At 72.2% G+C, this 16,283-nt stretch carries 12 protein-coding genes; 7 read left to right on the top strand and 5 right to left on the bottom strand.

Annotated elements, in window-relative coordinates; genetic code table 11:
* Positions 1-163: 163 nt before the first annotated feature.
* On the bottom strand, positions 164-2,221 hold the full coding sequence (locus J2W45_RS10705; protein WP_310131637.1) for a DEAD/DEAH box helicase: 2,058 nt from the start codon (positions 2,219-2,221) through the stop codon (positions 164-166).
* 266 nt (positions 2,222-2,487) lie between these two features.
* On the opposite strand from J2W45_RS10705, the gene J2W45_RS10710 reads away from it, so the two are divergent.
* Positions 2,488-4,032, top strand: a complete 1,545-nt coding sequence (locus J2W45_RS10710; RefSeq protein ID WP_310131638.1) for a phytoene desaturase family protein — start codon at positions 2,488-2,490, stop codon at positions 4,030-4,032.
* Between the two features lie 2 nt (positions 4,033-4,034).
* The gene (locus tag J2W45_RS10715) at positions 4,035-4,478 is read left to right on the top strand and encodes an SRPBCC family protein (protein ID WP_310131639.1); all 444 of its coding nucleotides are present in this window, start codon (positions 4,035-4,037) and stop codon (positions 4,476-4,478) included.
* A gap of 39 nt (positions 4,479-4,517) precedes the next feature.
* On the opposite strand, the gene J2W45_RS10720 is transcribed toward J2W45_RS10715, so the two are convergent.
* Entirely contained in the window at positions 4,518-4,949 is a 432-nt protein-coding gene (locus J2W45_RS10720) for an Hsp20/alpha crystallin family protein (RefSeq protein ID WP_396427086.1), read from the bottom strand.
* A 238-nt stretch (positions 4,950-5,187) separates the two neighbouring features.
* On the opposite strand from J2W45_RS10720, the gene J2W45_RS10725 reads away from it, so the two are divergent.
* Together J2W45_RS10725 and J2W45_RS10730 are read left to right on the top strand one after the other, a co-directional pair.
* On the top strand, positions 5,188-5,706 hold the full coding sequence (locus J2W45_RS10725) for a Dps family protein (protein WP_310135004.1): 519 nt from the start codon (positions 5,188-5,190) through the stop codon (positions 5,704-5,706).
* A gap of 92 nt (positions 5,707-5,798) precedes the next feature.
* Positions 5,799-6,284 carry a GNAT family N-acetyltransferase gene (locus J2W45_RS10730; protein ID WP_310131641.1) on the top strand — a complete coding sequence of 162 codons (486 nt, stop codon included), beginning with the start codon at positions 5,799-5,801 and terminating at the stop codon, positions 6,282-6,284.
* 13 nt (positions 6,285-6,297) lie between these two features.
* Here J2W45_RS10730 and J2W45_RS10735 read toward each other — a convergent pair whose 3' ends face one another.
* A complete protein-coding gene (locus J2W45_RS10735; protein ID WP_310131642.1) occupies positions 6,298-7,056 on the bottom strand; it encodes an IclR family transcriptional regulator in 759 nt (252 codons plus the stop codon).
* Between the two features lie 147 nt (positions 7,057-7,203).
* Here J2W45_RS10735 and hutH point away from each other — a divergent pair, with 147 nt between their 5' ends.
* From hutH to hutI, 3 genes are all read left to right on the top strand, one after another.
* Positions 7,204-8,742 carry a histidine ammonia-lyase gene (gene hutH / locus J2W45_RS10740; protein ID WP_310131644.1) on the top strand — a complete coding sequence of 513 codons (1,539 nt, stop codon included), beginning with the start codon at positions 7,204-7,206 and terminating at the stop codon, positions 8,740-8,742.
* An 86-nt stretch (positions 8,743-8,828) separates the two neighbouring features.
* Complete coding sequence (gene hutU, locus J2W45_RS10745) at positions 8,829-10,526, top strand: urocanate hydratase (RefSeq protein ID WP_310131645.1); 1,698 nt, start codon at positions 8,829-8,831, stop codon at positions 10,524-10,526.
* Positions 10,523-11,683 carry an imidazolonepropionase gene (gene hutI, locus J2W45_RS10750; protein ID WP_310131646.1) on the top strand — a complete coding sequence of 387 codons (1,161 nt, stop codon included), beginning with the start codon at positions 10,523-10,525 and terminating at the stop codon, positions 11,681-11,683. Before hutU ends, hutI begins: the two co-directional genes overlap by 4 nt.
* Positions 11,684-11,787: 104 nt before the next feature.
* Here hutI and J2W45_RS10755 read toward each other — a convergent pair whose 3' ends face one another.
* Positions 11,788-12,684 carry an arginase family protein gene (locus J2W45_RS10755; RefSeq protein ID WP_310131648.1) on the bottom strand — a complete coding sequence of 299 codons (897 nt, stop codon included), beginning with the start codon at positions 12,682-12,684 and terminating at the stop codon, positions 11,788-11,790.
* Between the two features lie 87 nt (positions 12,685-12,771).
* Positions 12,772-16,179 (bottom strand): efflux RND transporter permease subunit, encoded by a 3,408-nt coding sequence (locus J2W45_RS10760; protein WP_310131649.1) that lies wholly within the window; start codon positions 16,177-16,179, stop codon positions 12,772-12,774.
* Positions 16,180-16,283: the final 104 nt, after the last annotated feature.

The following is a 16,283-nucleotide window of genomic DNA, read 5'->3' on the forward strand; positions in this document are numbered from 1 at the left end:
GGGCCACCTTTCGTTCGAATCTCATGTTCAAACAAAACATATCGAGCACCGGCTCGCCTGAAACGCTGGATGGCCGCAAGCGGTCCGCAGGGGAGCACCAATGCAGTTAAAACACGACCGCCCACCCCCGGGGACCGGGGATGGGCGGTGCGCGTGAACGTGGTTACTGCGCGAGCGTGAGCAGCACGTCGTCGCCGGGGGCGGCCGGGACGAACTCGGCCTCGATCTCGGCGCGGCCGAGCAGGTCGTTCATCCGGCGCTGGCGCTGCTTGGGGATCAGCGTGACGACGGTGCCCTGCTTGCCGGCGCGGCCGGTGCGGCCGGAGCGGTGCAGGTACGTCTTGTACTCGTCGGGGGCGTCGGCCTGGATGACCAGGTCGATGTCGTCGACGTGGATGCCGCGGGCTGCGACATCCGTCGCCACCAGCACGTTGACCCGTCCGCTGGTCAGCTTCTCCAGGTTGCGCGTGCGGCGCGACTGGTTGAGGTCGCCGTGCAGGCTGACGGCGGGGATGCCGGCGTCCTCCAGCTGCTCGGCCAGCATCTCGGCGAAGGCGCGGGTGCGGGCGAAGACGAGGGTCTTGCCGTCGCGGTCGGCGAGCTGCTCGATGATGGCGCCCTTGTCGCGGTGCTCGATGACGAGCACGCGGTGGTCGATCGTGGAGGACGCCTGGTCCTCACCGGCGACCTCGTGCACGGCCGGGTCGACGAGGAACTCGTCCACCAGCTGGGCGACGCCGGAGTCGAGGGTGGCGGAGAAGAGCAGCTTCTGGCCGCCCTCGGCCGTGTGGCGCAGGATGCGCTGCACCGGCTCGAGGAAGCCCAGGTCGCACATGTGGTCGGCCTCGTCGAGGACGGTGATCTGCACCTCGCTGAGGTCGAGGCGGCCCTGCTCCACGAGGTCCTCGATGCGGCCCGGGGTGCCGATCACGATGTCGACGCCGCGCTGCAGCGCGCCCACCTGACGGCCCTGCGGCACGCCGCCGTAGATCTGGGTGGTGAAGAGGCCGACGCTGCGGGCGATCGGCTGCACGGTGCGGTCGATCTGCAGCGCGAGCTCGCGGGTGGGCGCCAGGATGAGCGCGCGCGGCGCACGGCCGAGCTGGCGCTTGCCGCCGGCCTTGCCGGACTCCGCCCACAGCTGCATGAGCCGCTCGGCGAGCGGTGCGCCGAAGGCGATCGTCTTGCCGGAGCCGGTGCGGCCGCGGCCGAGCACGTCCTTGCCGGCGAGCACGTCCGGGAGGGTCGCCGCCTGGATCGGGAACGGCTTCTCGGCGCCGAGGTCGGCGAGCGCGCGGACGATGTTGCCGCCCAGACCCAGGTCGGCGAAGGTCACGCCGTCGACGTCCTCGGCCTGGATGGCCTCGGCCTCGAGACGCTCGAGCACGACGTCGTCGGTCGGCACGAAGGCCGGCTTCTCGTCGCGGGACGGGTAGTAGGAGGACTCGCGGCGCGGACGCTCGGCACGGTCGTCGAAGGAACGGCGCGGGCGGTCGTCGTACTCGCGACGGGGACGCTCGGCACGGTCGTCGAACGAACGGCGCGGGCGGTCGTCGTACTCACGGCGCGGACGGTCGGCACGGTCATCGAAGGAGCGACGCGGACGGTCGGCCCGGTCATCGAACGAGCGGCGCGGACGGTCATCCCCGTCACGACGCGGACGCTCGGCACGGTCATCGAAGGAACGGCGCGGACGGTCGGCCCGGTCGTCGAACGACCGGCGCGGACGGTCATCCCCGTCACGACGGGGACGCTCGGTCCGGTCATCGAACGACCGACGCGGGCGGTCGGCCCGGTCATCGAACGAACGGCGCGGACGATCGTCGTACTCACGACGCGGACGCTCAGCGCGGTCGTCGAACGACCGGCGCGGACGCTCATCCCCGTCGCGACGCGGGCGCTCGGCGCGGTCGTCGAACCGGCGCGGACGCTCCTGGCGCTGCGCGCGGTCGTCCCACTCGCGGTCGGTGCGGCGGGCGTCCTTGCCGCGGGGCTCCCAGTTGGGGCGCTCGGCGCGGGGTCGGCCGGCGCCGGCGTTGTCGTCGCGCGTGCCGTAGGTGGCACGGCCGCGGGCGGCACGCTCGTCGGCGTTCCAGCGGGCCTTCTTGCCCGCCGCGGGCTCCTCGGCGCGGTAGCCGCGGTGCTTGGGGCTGCGGCTTCCGCTCTTCGGGGCGCCGCCGCGGGAGGGCTGCGATCGTCGGTCGTTGTTGTATCCGGGCATGGATGTGCTTCCTGGGTTCAGGTCGAGTGCGCGGCGGCGCGCCGAAGCGCACCGGATGTTTCCCGGGCGAACTGTGTCCGGGGCCGTTCACGATTGTGTGATCCACACCGCTGATCGGGTGCAGAACCGGCCCACTTGACTGACAAACCCATCCGCGCAGATCGCGCAGTGTCAAGAGCCGACCTACCAACGATAGCGGATGGATGCTGGGAGTGCACTGGTCATCGCACTCTGCGGACCGGCGGCACCGGGGTATACAGGGAGGTATGAGCTCCTCCCCCTCCGCGGACCGGCTGGACGCGATCGTCATCGGGTCCGGCCCGAACGGTCTCTCGGCGGCCGTGACGCTCGCCCGCGCCGGTCTCTCGGTGCGCGTCTACGAGCGCAACGCCACCATCGGCGGAGGGCTGAGGACGGAGGAGCTGACGCTCCCCGGGTTCCGGCACGACATCTGCTCGGCCGTGCATCCCCTCGCCTTCGCCTCCGGTTTCTTCCGGAAGTTCGGCCTGGACCGGCGCGTGCCGTTCATCGTCCCCACCGCGTCCTACGGCAACCCGCTCGAGGGCGGCCGCGTCGCGATGGCGTACCTGGACCTGGAGCGGACGGCGGATGCGCTGGGCGTCGACGGCCCCGCGTGGCGCGCCCTCCTCGGCCCGCTGGTGCGGCAGGCGGACGCCGTGGCGCAGTTCACCGGCTCGGCCCTGCTGCAGGTGCCGCGCCATCCTCTCGTGGCCGCGCGGTTCGGGCTGACGGCACTTGCCGAAGGCGGCCCGTGGTGGGACCTGCCGTTCCGCACGGAAGCTCCGGGCGCGCTGCTCGCCGGTGTCTTCGCGCACACCACCCTTCCCCTGCCGAGCGTGGCGGGCGCTGCGGCGGGGCTGACCCTCGCCACCTACGCGCACGCACGCGGCTGGCCCATCCCGGTCGGCGGCAGCCAGGCGATCGCCGACGCGATGGTCGCCGATCTGGAGGCGCACGGTGGCGAGGTCGTCACGGGAACCCCGGTGGAGTCGCTCGCCGACCTGCCCGACGCGCGCGTCGTCGTCTTCGACACCCATGTCGCGGACGCGGCCCGCCTGGGCGAGGACCGCCTGCCGGCGGGCTATCTGCGCCGCATCGGACGGTTCCGGGACGGCAACGGCGTGTTCAAGGCCGACTTCGCCCTCTCCGGGCCGGTGCCGTGGACCAACCCGGAGCTGGCGGAGACCGCGACCGTGCACCTCGGCGGCAGCCGGCGGGAGGTCGCGCGTGCCGAGAACGAGGTGGCGGCCGGACGGGAAAGCGACCCGCCGTACGTCCTGCTCTCGCAGCCCTCGCTGTTCGATGCCAGCCGGGCGCCGGCCGGCAAGCACGTGCTCTGGGCGTACACACACGTCCCGCGCGGCTCCACCGTGGACCGCACGGAGGCGATCATCCGCCGGATCGAGCACTTCGCTCCCGGGTTCCGCGATCTGATCATCGGGACCTCGACCATGACGGCGGTCCAGATGGAGCAGCACAACCCGAACTACATCGGCGGCGACATCTCCGCGGGCTCGCCCGACTTCGGGCAGCTCGTCGCCCGCCCGGTGCTCAGCTCCGACCCGTGGCGGATGCCCGGCCGCGGGCTCTACCTCGCGTCGGCGTCCGTCGCCCCGGGTCCCGGCGTCCACGGACTCGGCGGCTACTACGCCGCCCGCAGCGCGCTGCGCCACGAGTTCGGCGTGACGAGGATGCCGGACCTAGCCCCAGGACCCGGCCAGACGTTCACGCCGTCCGGTCCGTCGCTCATCCCCGATGCCATCCTTCCGCCGACCCCCCGGGAGCCGTGATCATGTCCGTCAACGTCCGCCGTATGGCCTGCTCGCCCGAGCAGGTCTTCTCCGTCCTCGCAGACGCGTGGGTGTACCCGACGTGGGTCGTCGGAGCCTCGCGGCTGCGCGCGGCCGACGACCGCTACCCGGCCGTCGGGTCGCGCCTCCATCACTCGATCGGCATCTGGCCGCTGGTGCTCAACGACGAGACGCGCATCGACGAGTGGGATCCGCCCCACCGGATGGTGCTCGAGGCGAAGACCCGCCCGTTCGGCTCCGAGCGGGTCATCATCGAGGTGAAGCCGCGCGGCAGCGGCGGCTGCGTTGTCCGGATGGTCGAGTACCCGCACACCGGGATCGTCACGCGGATCCCCGGTGTGATCGCGGACGCACTGCTCCACATCCGCAATGCCGAGGCGCTGCGGCGTCTGGAGTGGGTGGCGCGGGGGCGCGCCGCCGCCTGACGGAGCGCCCCCGGGCTCTCACCGCTGCCGGACTGCCGATCAGCCGGCCGAGACCGCCCGCGCGCCGTTCTCGCGCGGCGACTCCACCGCGATCTTGCGCGGCTTCGCCCGCTCGGCGATCGGGATCACAACGCTCAGCACACCGTTGTCGTACGACGCGGTGATGCCGTCGTTGTCCACGTCGTCGCCGATCGTGAACTGGCGCATGTAGGCGCCGTACGGGCGCTCCTGCGCGAGCCAGCGGGCGCCGTCGCGGTCGGCGGCGCTGCGCACCGCGCGGATGGTCAGCAGGTGGCCGTCGACGTCCACGTCGACCGAGGCCGGGTCCGCGCCGGGCAGGTCGGCGTTGAGGATGTAGCGGTCGCCTTCGCGGAACAGGTCCACCGGCATGATGCGCGGCTGACGGCTGGTGTCGAAGACGCTCTGTGCGATCCGGTCCAACTGGGAGAAAGGATCGAACGACATGGCCATTGGATGTACCCCTTTCTTCAATTGAGCTGGTGAGAGGCGGAATGCCTCCCGCTTTCGACCACAGATTTTAGCACTCGGGCCCGGAGAGTGCCAAGATCTTCGCGCCGAAGTCAACCCGGTTCCGCGATGCGCTCCGGCGGCCTACCGTGCGTGAGGTCCATCGACCGGAAGGGACCCCATCGTGGCCGCTAGCCAGACCAAGACGAGCACCAAGAAGACCACTCCGAAGACGCCCGCAGTGCGCCGCACCGCCGCCGTCGGCGTCGCGCCGACGCGTCGCGAGCACGCGGAGCACGGCTTCGTCGCCTCCGCCGAGCTCGCCCAGAACCTCCAGCGCGTGCACGTCGACCTGATCGAGCTGCACCTGCAGGGCAAGCAGGCGCACTGGAACGTGGTCGGACGCAACTTCCGCGACCTCCACCTGCAGCTCGACGAGATCGTCGAGGCCGCCCGCGAGTTCAGCGACGACGTCGCCGAGCGCCTGCGCGCACTGCACGCGACGCCCGACGGCCGCAGTGCCACCGTCGCCGAGCAGACCAGCCTGCCGGAGTTCCCGAACGGCGAGGTCGACACGACCGAGACCGTCGACCTCATCACCGAGCGGCTGGAGGCGGTCGTCCGCACCATGCGCGACGTGCACGACGACGTCGACGAGGAGGACCCGACCTCTGCGGACCTCCTGCACGCGATCATCGAGCGGCTCGAGCAGTTCGCCTGGATGGTCAGCGCCGAGAACCGCACGCCGAGCCGAGCCTGAGCCCTTCGGGACGGTGGATGCGCTGGGCCGCGGCCGCCGCATCCACCGCCCCGTGTAACGCCGCCGTCACAGCGCGCGGCTAGCATCGACGCATGCCGATCGACGTCCGCGTGGAACCGCCTCGCCAGCCCGAGGTGGAGGATCTGCTCCGTCTCAGCGACGAGTACGCCTTCTCGCTGTACCCGGCCGAGAGCTGCTACCTCCTCGACGTCTCCGAACTGGAGCGCCAGGGGGTCACCGTGTTCGTCGCGCGGGTGGACGGTCGCGCGCTCGGCATCGCGGCGCTGGTCGTCGGCGATGCGTCTGACAGGGCGGCTCCCCGGGCCGAGCTGAAGCGGATGTTCGTGCACGAGGATGCGCGCGGGCGCGGCCTCGCCCGCCTGCTCCTGTCCGCGATCGAGCGCGCGGCGGCCGACGCAGGCGTCGCGGAGCTGCGCTTGGAGACCGGGCCCCTGCAGCACGCCGCGATCGCGCTCTACGAGCGGTCGGGGTATGCGCGCATCCCGAACTTCGGGCCCTACGTGGGCGATCCCTACTCGGTCTGCTACGCGAAGGCGCTCCCGGTCCCGGCCTCCTGACGCCGCTCGCGTGTCAGCTGCCCCGGATGCGGCGGGAGAGCTCGGCCGCGGCGTCGCGGACCCGCGCGGCGAGCGCATCCCACCCCTCGGGTGCCACGTTCTCGCGCGGGAAGGTGACGGCGATCCCCGCCGCCGGCCAGCCGGCGTGGTCGCGCACGGAAACCGCGACGGATGCGAACCCGGCCGTGACCTCGCCGTCCTCGGTCGCGTAACCGCGCTCGCGGGCCTCGGTGACGACGCGGCGCAGCTCGGCGTAGGAGTGCGGGCCCGCGCCGGTGCGGTCCTCGAACGCTCCGGAGTCCGGGTAGAGCGCCCGCAGCTGCTCCCGGGGAAGGGTGGCGAGCAGCGCGCGTCCACTCGCCGTGAGGTGGGCCGGGAGGCGCACGCCGACATCCGTCACCAGCCGGGGGCGCCGGGGCGCACGCTCCTCCACGATGTAGACGACGTCGCGGCCGTGGAGCACGGCGACGTGACCCGACTCGCCGATCGCGTCGACGAGCGCCGCCACGATGGGACGCCCGAGGCGGCTCAGCGGCTGCTGCCGCGAGAACCCGCTCGACAGCTCGTAGGCCGCGACGCCCAAGCCGTAGCGGCGCGCTTCGGGGAAGTGCAGCACGAAGCCGTGCTCCGTCAGCACGGCGAGCAGGTGGTAGACCGTGGAGCGCGGAAGACCGAGGGCGGAGGCGATCGCCGCGGCCGGGGCAGGGCCGCGCTGAGCGCCGAGGTAGCCGAGGATGCGTAGCGTGTTCTCCGCTGCGGGCACCTTGCTCATCGCATCCTCCCGGCTGTGCATCCTGGGCTGGGCATCCTGGGCTCAGGCATCCGGAGCTTGTGCATGCTGGCTATGCGTCTGGGATCCCGGACACCGAGCAGCTTACAGCCGGGGCGCGCCCGGACGCTGCGGCGCGATGATCGGAGCATGCTCCAGACCCAGACCTCCGTCACCGTCGGCGCCGGACCGCTGACCATCGCCGACGTCGTCGCCGTCGCCCGGAACGACGCTCGTGTCGAGCTCGATCCGGACGCTCTCGCGGGCGTCGCCGCCTCCCGCGCGATCGTCGAGGCCCTCGCCGACGACACCGAGCCGCACTACGGCATCTCGACCGGGTTCGGCGCCCTCGCGACCACGTTCATCCCGGCCGACCGGCGTGCTCAGCTGCAGGCCAGTCTCGTCCGATCGCACGCCGCCGGCTCCGGCGCCGAGGTGGAGCGGGAGGTGGTGCGCGCCCTCATGCTGCTGCGCCTCTCCACGCTCATGACCGGACGGACCGGCGCGCGGCCGCAGACCGTCGAGACCTACGCCGCCCTGCTCAACGCCGGCATCACCCCGGTCGTCCACGAGTACGGCTCGCTCGGCTGCTCCGGCGACCTTGCACCGCTTGCGCACTGCGCGCTGGCCGCCATGGGCGAGGGGCGCGTGCGCGTCGACGGGGAACTGCAGGACGCCGCCGACGCGCTCGCGGCCGCCGGCATCCACCCCGTCGTCCTCGCCGAGAAGGAGGGCCTGGCGCTCATCAACGGCACCGACGGGATGCTCGGGATGCTCGCCCTCGCGATCCACGACCTCCACGGCCTGCTGACCGACGCCGACATCGCCGCTGCGCTCAGCGTCGAGGCGCTGCTCGGCACCGACGCCGTCTTCGCGGACGATCTGCAGCGGCTGCGGCCTCAGGCAGGCCAGGCGGTCTCGGCGGCGAACATCCGGACCATGCTCGCCGGCTCGCCGATCGTGGCCAGCCACAAGGGGCCGGAGTGCACCCGGGTGCAGGACGCGTACTCCCTCCGCTGCGCTCCCCAGGTGCACGGCGCGGCCCGCGACACCCTCGCCCATGCCGAGCTCGTCGCCGAGCGGGAGCTCGCGTCGGCCGTCGACAATCCGGTGCTCACGCTGGACGGACGGGTGGAGTCGAACGGCAACTTCCACGGCGCACCGGTCGCCTACGTGCTCGACTTCCTCGCCATCGCGGTCGCCGACGTCGCCAGCATGTCGGAGCGCCGGACCGACCGCTTCCTCGACCCGGCCCGCAACCAGGGGCTGCCGCCGTTCCTCGCGCACGAGGTGGGCGTCGACTCGGGGCTGATGATCGCCCAGTACACCGCGGCGGGCATCGTCTCCGAGCTGAAGCGGCTCGCCGCGCCGGCGTCCGTCGACAGCATCCCCTCGTCCGCCATGCAGGAGGACCACGTGTCGATGGGGTGGGCGGCCGCTCGCAAGCTGCACCGCGCGATCGACGGCCTGACGCGCGTGATCGCGATCGAGGCGATGACCGCCGCCCGCGGCGCCGACCTGCGCGCCCCGCTGCGCCCCGGCCCCGCGACCGGCTCCGTCATCGCGACCCTGCGCACCGTCGTCCCGGGCCCCGGCCCCGACCGCCACCTCTCCCCCGAGATCGAGGCCGCCACCGACCTCGTCCGCTCCGGCGCCCTCCGCGCCGCCCTCCCGACCCCCCTCCCCTGACCATCACTTCCTCACTTAATCCGCCGAAACGCCGTCGTCACGCGGATTAACTGAGGAACCGATGAATTGCGAAAGGACGTAAGACGATGGATGGAGCACGACCGGTGCGCGCGGCGCGCGGAACCGAGCTCAGCGCCAAGAGCTGGCAGACCGAGGCGCCGCTGCGCATGCTGATGAACAACCTCGACCCGGAGGTCGCCGAGCGCCCCGACGACCTGGTCGTCTACGGCGGCACCGGCCGCGCCGCGCGCAGCTGGGAGGCGTACGACGCGATCGTCGCGACCCTGCGCGACCTGGAGGCGGACGAGACGCTCCTGGTGCAGTCCGGCAAGCCGGTCGGCGTCTTCCGCACGCACGAGTGGGCGCCCCGAGTCCTGATCGCCAACTCCAACCTGGTGGGCGACTGGGCGACGTGGCCCGAGTTCCGCCGGCTGGAGGCGCTCGGCCTCACCATGTACGGCCAGATGACCGCCGGATCCTGGATCTACATCGGCTCGCAGGGCATCCTGCAGGGCACGTATGAGACGTTCGGCGCGGTCGCCCGCAAGCTGGCGGCGCAGCGCGGCCCCGGCGACCACGCCGACGCCACGCTCGCCGGCACCCTCACGCTGACCGGCGGATGCGGCGGGATGGGCGGCGCCCAGCCGCTCGCCGTCACCATGAACGGCGGCGCCGTGCTGATCGTGGATGTGGACCGCACCCGCCTCCAGCGCCGCGTCGACCACGGCTACCTCGACGTGCTCGCCGACGACCTGGACGACGCCGTCGCGCGGGCACTCGCCGCCAAGGACGAGCGCCGGGCGCTCTCCGTCGGCGTGGTCGGCAACGCCGCCGAGGTCTTCCCGGAGCTGCTGCGGCGCGGCGTCCCGATCGACATCGTGACCGACCAGACCAGCGCCCACGACCCGCTCTCGTATCTCCCGATCGGCTACGGCGTCGACGAGTGGCGCGAGCGGGCCGCCGCCGACCCCGAACGGTTCACCGACGACGCGCGCCGGTCGATGGCGGCCCAGGTGGAGGCGATGGTCGGCTTCCTCGACGCGGGCGCCGAGGTGTTCGACTACGGCAACTCCATCCGCACCGAGGCGCAGCTCGGCGGATTCGAGCGAGCGTTCGACTTCCCGGGTTTCGTGCCCGCCTACATCCGCCCGCTGTTCGCGGAGGGCAAGGGCCCGTTCCGCTGGGCGGCCCTGTCCGGCGACCCGGCCGACATCGCGGCGACCGACCGTGCCGTGCTGGAGCTGTTCCCGCACGACGAGCACCTGCGACGGTGGATCACCCGGGCGGGCGAGAAGGTGCACTTCGAGGGCCTGCCCGCCCGCATCTGCTGGCTGGGATACAAAGAGCGGCACCTCGCCGGTCTGCGCTTCAACGAGATGGTCGCGTCCGGCGAGCTGTCCGCGCCCGTCGTCATCGGGCGGGATCACCTCGACTCGGGATCCGTCGCCTCCCCGTACCGCGAGACCGAGGCGATGGCCGACGGCTCGGACGCGATCGCGGACTGGCCGCTGCTCAACGCCCTCCTGAACACCGCATCCGGTGCGACCTGGGTGTCGCTGCACCACGGCGGCGGGGTCGGCATCGGACGCAGCATCCACGCGGGACAGGTGGTGGTCGCTGACGGGACGCCCCTCGCCGCCGAGAAGATCGAGCGCGTGCTCGTCAACGACCCCGGCACGGGCGTGATGCGGCACGTGGATGCGGGCTACGAGCGCGCCGTCGAGGTCGCGCAGGAGCGCGGGCTGCGCATCCCGATGCGCGAGCAGGGCGCCGTCCGGCCATGACCGCCACGCTCTTCACCGGCATCGGCGAGCTGGTCACGTTCGACCCGGCGCACGAGGGCGATCTCGGGCTCGTGACCGACGGTGCCCTGCTGGAGGTGGACGGCCGGGTCGCGTGGACCGGGCCGGCGTCCGCCGCGCCGCGGGAGGACGCCGACGCGGTCGAGGAGCTGGACGGAGCGGCGGTCGTCCCCGGCTTCGTGGACGCGCACACGCACCTCGTCTTCGCGGGTGACCGCTCGGCGGAGTTCGAGGCGCGGATGGCCGGGCGGCCGTATACCGCGGGCGGCATACGGTCGACCGTCGCGGCGACGCGCGAGGCAAGCGACGCTGCGCTGCGCGGTCGGCTGGGCGGGTTCGTGGCGGAACTCCACGCCCAAGGCACGACGACGTTCGAGGTGAAGAGCGGATACGGGCTCACCGTCGCCGACGAGGAGCGGCTGCTGCGGCTCGCCCGCGAGGTCACGGATGAGACGACCTTCCTGGGTGCGCACGTCGTCCCTCCCGAGTTCGCGGACGACCCCGACGCCTACGTGGATCTAGTGGTCGGCCCGATGCTCGACGCGTGCGCGCCTCACGCCACGTGGATCGACGTCTTCTGCGAGACCGGCGCCTTCACCGTGGAGCAGAGCCGCCGCATCCTGACCGCTGGAGCGTCGCGCGGACTCGGTGTGCGCGTCCACGCGTCGCAGCTGGGCCCGGGAGCCGGCGTGCAGCTGGCGGTCGAGCTGGATGCGGCGAGCGTCGACCACTGCACCTACCTGACCGACGACGACGTCGAGCGCCTGGCGGCCTCCGCCACGGTCGCCACACTCCTGCCGGGCGTCGAGTTCTCGACGCGGCACCCGTACCCCTCCGCGCGGCGGCTGCGGGATGCAGGCGCCACGGTGGCGATCGCGAGCGACTGCAACCCGGGGTCGTCGTTCACGTCGTCGATGCCGTTCTGCATCGCGCTGGCCGTGCGCGAGCTCGGCCTCACTCCCGCCGAGGCGCTGGAGGCCGCGACGCTCGGCGGCGCCGCCGCGCTGCGCCGCGACGACGTCGGCCACCTGCGCCCGGGCGCGCGGGCCGACTTCGCGGTCCTGGCCGCCCCCAGCCACGTGCACCTGGCCTACCGTCCCGGCGTCCCCCTCGTCTCCCGCACGGTCCGCGCCTCCTGAGCCTCCGCCCTCCGTCGAGTACACGAAAAGTGCACGCTCCCGCCGCGTGTCGCGTGCACTTTTCGTGTACTCGACGGAGGGGGCGGAGGGGACCGGCGCGCGCGTCAGCGGGAGGCGAGGCCGACGGCGGCCTCGAGGACGAGCAGCGCGGCGAGGCGCACCGTGCGCTGGTCGGGGGCGTCGGCGGTCGCGTCGACCTCCGCGATGTCGATCGAGCGGACCGAGGCGGATGCGGCGAGCAGCCGGGCGACGCGCCGCAGCTCCCACGCCGCCAGGCCGCCCGGGACGGAGGCCGGGCAGCCGGGCGCGACGGAACGGTCGCAGACGTCCACGTCGAGGTCCACGTGCACCGGACCACCCGCGGCCCCGGCGATCTCCAACGCTTCTGCCACGACGTCGTCGAGCGGGCGCGTGTGCAGGGCGTCGCGCGGGATGACGGTGATACCGTGCTCGGCCGCGCGCCGGGTGTAGGCGGCCGAGTTGGCGAAGTCCGCGATACCGATCTGCACGACCCGGCGCCCATCGAGCCCCGCCTCCAGCAGCTCCCGGACCGGTGAGCCGTTCGACCGCCCGTCCCGGAGGTCGTGGTGCGCGTCGAGCGTGATCAGTCCGGCGGCGGCCAGGTCCGGCCCGAACGCGCCGAGCGCTGCAGGGACGGTGAGCGCGTTGTCTCCGCCCACGGCGACCGTCAGCCGCGACAGACCGACCGCGTGCGCCATGGCGTCGATCGCGCGCTCCCGTCCGCCGGGCGCATCGGGCGACTCGACGTCGCCGGCGTCGGCGAAGCGCAGCGCCTCCACGTCGAGTCCCGGCACGAACGCCGAGTACCGGCGCAGCGCATCCCGCACCGCACCGGGCGTCGCGTGCGCTCCCGTCGGCGAGAGCGACGTCTCGTGCGTTGGGATGCCGAGCAGCGTCAGGTCCGCGCCGTCCGGTCCCAGGGGCGGCCACCCGCCCGCGCGGGGCCACAGCGGATCGACGGACAGCGGCTGCTCGCTCATACCGCGACCCTATCCAGACCCCGGCGCCAGAGGCCGGGCCGTCGCGCGTCGCCTGTCCGGGATCTCAGACGCCGCGCGACGTCCAGCTCAGATCTGCGAGCCGCCCGCCGGCCGGGTGAACACCGGCGGCTCCGGGGTCCGGCCGGAGGAGCCGTCCAAACCGGAGGGGCCGGTCGGCGGCACGTCGGTGCCGCCTCCGGACGTCCCGTCGCCGTCCCCGCCGAGCCTCGCCGCGCGCCGGGCCGCCTTCCGCTCACGCCGCCCCTCGACGAGGTTGTACAGCGTGGGCAGCACGACCAGCGTCAGGACGGTGGACGAGATCAGGCCGCCGATCACCACGATGGCGAGCGGCTGGGAGATGAACCCGCCGTGCCCGGTCAGCCCGATGGCCAGCGGCGTGAGGGCGGCGATCGTCGCGAGCGCCGTCATCAGGATCGGGCGCAGACGGCGGGAGGCGCCGTGGGCGACCGCATCCGACACACTGAGGCCCCGCCGTCGGTACTGGTTGACGAGGTCGATCAGAACGATCGCGTTGGTCACGACGATGCCGATCAGCATCAGGAGGCCGATCAGCGACGCCACGCCCAGCGGGATGCCCGAGATGATCTGCAGCAGGATGGCGCCGGTCGCCGCGAACGGCACCGAGACCAGGAGCAGCAGCGGCTGACGCAGCGAGCGGAACGTGGCCACCATCACGATGTACACGATGAGGATGGCCGCGAGCAGCGCGATCCCGAGCTGCTGGAACGCGTCGGACTGGCTGGCGGAGACGCCGCCGATCTTCGCCGTCGCACCCTCGGGCAGGTCTGCCGCCTTGAGGCTCGCCGTGACGTCCGCGTTCGCGGTCGTCAGGTTGTCCGTCGCCGGAGTCGCGGTCACGCTGGCCGTGCGCAGGCCGCGCTCGGTGGTGACCGTCGCCGGTCCCTTGACCTCCTTCACGGAGGCGAGGGTGTCGAGGGGGACGACGCCGGCCGCGGTCGGGATCGGCAGCTGCGCGAGTCCCGCGACGGTCGTCGGCGGGTTGGCGCTCTGCAGGTAGATCCTGAGCGTCGTGTTGTCGATCGCGACCGATCCGGCCTGCGTCGGCTGCATGGCCTGCGACACGATGGTGCCGACCGCGACCTCGCTGAGTCCGGCGGCGGCCGCCTTCGAGCGATCGACCTCCACGGCCACATACGGCAGCGACGCGCTCAGGTTGCTGGTGACCTGCTTGAGCGACGACTTCTTGTCGAGCTCCGCGACCACCGAGTCCGTCGCCTTCTGCAGGTCGGCGTTGCTGGAGGCCGAGATGTCGACCTGGATGTCGGTCGACCCGCCGAACCCGCTCGACGCCGATAGCGTGATCTCGCCCTGGCCCTTGATCGCCGCGAGCTCGTCCGAGATGGTGTTCTGCAGCTTCGCCTGGTCGGCGTCCGGGTCGGTCGTGATCGAGAAGGTGGTGCCACCGCTTCCGCCCGTGAAGGCGTCACGCAGCGACGATCCGCTGGAGCCGATCGAGACCTGCACGGTCTTGACGCCCGACGTGTCGAGCAGCTTCTTCTCGACGACCTTCGCGGCGTCGTCCTTCGCCTGGAGGCTCGCGCCCGGATCCAGGGTCTGCGTGACCGTGAGCGAGTTCTGCCCGCTCGAGCCGAGGAAGTTCGTCTTCACCAGCGGGAACGAGAGGACGGTCAGAACCAGCACGAGCGCGGCGGCGACGATGGTCCACACCGAGTGCTTGAGCGTCCAGCGGATGATCGGCAGGTAGGCCGCCTGGAGGCGCGAGGGATGCTCGAGCTCGTCCACCCCCGACGCCGCGGCCTCCTCGACGGTCAGGTGGGCGGCCTCGACGTCGTCGCCGCCCTCGTGCTTGTGCACCTTCGGCGCACGCAGGAACCAGTACGCCAGCACCGGGACGATCGTCAGCGCCACCAGCAGCGACGAGAGCAGGGCGATCGTCACCGTGACGGCGAACGGCCGGAACAGCTCGCCCGTGACATCCCCGACGAAGGCGAGCGGCAGGAACACCGCGACCGTCGTGATGGTGGATGCGGTGATCGCCCCGGCGACCTCGCGCACGGCGCGCACGATCACGACCGCGCGATCGGAACCCGCCACGAGCTGCCGTTTGATGTTCTCGATGACGACGATCGAGTCGTCGACGACGCGGCCGATCGCGATCGTGAGCGCGCCGAGCGTGATGATGTTGAGCGTGTAGCCGGAGGCCCACATCACGATGAACGTGATGAGCACGCTCGTCGGGATGGAGATGACGGTGACGAGGGTCGACCGCACCGACAGCAGGAACACCAGGATGACGATGACCGCCATCGCGAGGCCGAGCAGCCCCTCCTCGGTGAGCGAGTTGATGGACTGCGTGATGAACGGCGCCTGGTCGAAGACGACGGTGATGGTGACGCCGGAGCCGAGCTTCTTCTCGAGGTCCGGGATGAGGTTGCTCACCTCGTGCGACACCTCGACGGTGTTGGCAGACGGCAGCTTGGTGACGGCGACGGTCAGCGCCGGCTTTCCGTCGACACGGGAGAGGGATGTGATCGGGTCGTCGGTCTCCTCGACCGTCGCGACAGCGCCGATCGTCGGGGGCGGCGTGGCCGCGGCGGCAGCGGCGGTCGCTGCGTTCGCGCCGGTTGCGGCGCCCGCGGCGGCACCTGCGCTGCCGGCGGCCGCGCCCGACGCACCGGCCGCGCCCGACGCCCCCGCGCCGCCAGCCGCGCTCGCAGCTCCGCCCGCGCCCGACGCCCCCGCGCCGCCCGCCGAGCGGACCAGCGGCAGTCCGGCGATGTCCTCGACCGACCCCAGCTGGCTGCCCGACTGGATGGACAGCGTCTTGTCGTCCTCGGTGATGTCGCCGCCCGGGATGAGCACGCCGCTCTGCTGCAGCGCATCCTTGATTGCGGACGTCGAGAGGCCGGCAGCCGCGAGCTTCGCGGCGTCCGGTGTGATGGTGATGCGCCGGCCGACCTCGCCGACGAGCTGGGCGTCGTTCACGCCGTTGAGGTCTTTGATGTCGGGCAGGACGAGCTTGGTGATGTCGTTCCCGAGCGCCCGCTGATCCGTGCCGCCGGTCACGGCGAGCTGGATGACAGGGAGATCGTCGATGCTGCCGGAGAGGACCTGCGGCTCGACGCCCGAGGGCAGCGTGGACTTGATGCGGTTGATCGCCTGGTCGATCTTCTGCTCGGCGGTCGCCAGGTCGGTGCCGTAGGTGAACTTCGCCGTGATGATCGACTGGTTCGTGCTGCTGACCGCCGAGGTGCTGTCGAGGTCCGGGACCCCCTGGATCGCCGCCTCCACCGGGGTGCTCACGTCATTGTTGACGACCTCCGGCGACGCGCCCGGGTAACTGGAGAGCACCACGAGCTGCGGGAAGGAGATCGAGGGGATCAGCTCCTGCTTGAGGTTGGTGAGCGCGAGGCCGCCGAAGACCGCTGCGACGATCGTGATGAGCGCGATCAGGGCACGGTTCTTCATGCTGAGGACGGCGAGGAAGTGCACGGAATTCCCCTTAAGGAACGGCGGACGGGACGCGCGGCGACGATGGCGCTCGGAAAGTATGTCAGCCGTGCTTGGGCGAGCGCTTCATGCCCTGGTACGACATC

Source organism: Leifsonia shinshuensis (assembly GCF_031456835.1).
Taxonomy (GTDB): domain Bacteria; phylum Actinomycetota; class Actinomycetes; order Actinomycetales; family Microbacteriaceae; genus Leifsonia; species Leifsonia shinshuensis_C.

Bases quoted from the DNA above. Each gene is read 5' to 3' on its own strand.
- J2W45_RS10705 (WP_310131637.1), bottom strand. From the start codon at position 2,221: ATGCCCGGATACAACAACGACCGACGATCGCAGCCCTCCCGCGGCGGC.
- J2W45_RS10710 (WP_310131638.1), top strand. From the start codon at position 2,488: ATGAGCTCCTCCCCCTCCGCGGACCGGCTGGACGCGATCGTCATCGGG.
- J2W45_RS10715 (WP_310131639.1), top strand. From the start codon at position 4,035: ATGTCCGTCAACGTCCGCCGTATGGCCTGCTCGCCCGAGCAGGTCTTC.
- J2W45_RS10720 (WP_396427086.1), bottom strand. From the start codon at position 4,949: ATGGCCATGTCGTTCGATCCTTTCTCCCAGTTGGACCGGATCGCACAG.
- J2W45_RS10730 (WP_310131641.1), top strand. From the start codon at position 5,799: ATGCCGATCGACGTCCGCGTGGAACCGCCTCGCCAGCCCGAGGTGGAG.
- J2W45_RS10735 (WP_310131642.1), bottom strand. From the start codon at position 7,056: ATGAGCAAGGTGCCCGCAGCGGAGAACACGCTACGCATCCTCGGCTAC.
- hutH (WP_310131644.1), top strand. From the start codon at position 7,204: ATGCTCCAGACCCAGACCTCCGTCACCGTCGGCGCCGGACCGCTGACC.
- hutU (WP_310131645.1), top strand. From the start codon at position 8,829: ATGGATGGAGCACGACCGGTGCGCGCGGCGCGCGGAACCGAGCTCAGC.
- hutI (WP_310131646.1), top strand. From the start codon at position 10,523: ATGACCGCCACGCTCTTCACCGGCATCGGCGAGCTGGTCACGTTCGAC.
- J2W45_RS10755 (WP_310131648.1), bottom strand. From the start codon at position 12,684: ATGAGCGAGCAGCCGCTGTCCGTCGATCCGCTGTGGCCCCGCGCGGGC.